The organism is Phosphitispora fastidiosa, assembly GCF_019008365.1.
Lineage (GTDB): Bacteria > Bacillota > Thermincolia > Thermincolales > UBA2595 > Phosphitispora > Phosphitispora fastidiosa.
Map to the genome: position 1 here is coordinate 1 of NZ_JAHHUL010000059.1, position 647 is coordinate 647.

Genomic DNA, 647 nt, shown 5'->3' on the forward strand with positions numbered 1-647 from the left:
GGACTTTAACCCTGTAAGCAGTACCAAGCTTTGCTTGGCGTACTATCGCATTGGGGCTAAATGAACTTTTCCCGCCCACAGGGCTGGCGCGACTTTTGCTCTTGCATCCCTTCCCCACTTACCGCAAAAGGCGTGACAGCCCGAGGACGGGGAAAGTTGGGTCGGAGCGCAGCGGAACCATTTAGCCCGTTGTTCGTATAATACGGTCATAACCAGTTCAGACTGGTATGGCCTTTTTTATTTTATTCCGGTCCTTTACACTGGAGTAAAACCAGGGTTTAGGACGTGCTCGTTGTTGGGGCTTTTGACCCCGTCGCCTAAAGTGTCCACTCCCTCTAAAGGCATTCATACCACGTCTGAGCTGGTTGGGATTTAATCCCGGATCACATCGCGAACCTGTGGAGAGTGCCCGGACAGGATCCTGGAGTCAAAGGAGGTTTTATATGTACAAGCCTGTTTTAAGTTTGGACGTTTCAAAAGGAAGTAGTTTTGCTGCCACGTATCTTTCTATGCATGAACCCTTTAAGAAGCCGGTATCAATTCCTCACACACCTCAAGGTATTTCGATGCTCATTGACCGTCTCGAACATATGGAATACCTCACTGGCATGAGGCCTAATGTCATTATGGAGTCTACTGGGAATTAT

Annotated in this window: 1 pseudogene; it reads left to right on the forward strand. The window is 48.5% G+C overall.

Annotated features, from left to right (window positions below):
• Nucleotides 1-443: 443 nt before the first annotated feature.
• Nucleotides 444-647: pseudogene (locus tag Ga0451573_RS18915) on the forward strand (IS110 family RNA-guided transposase); the annotation flags it as partial.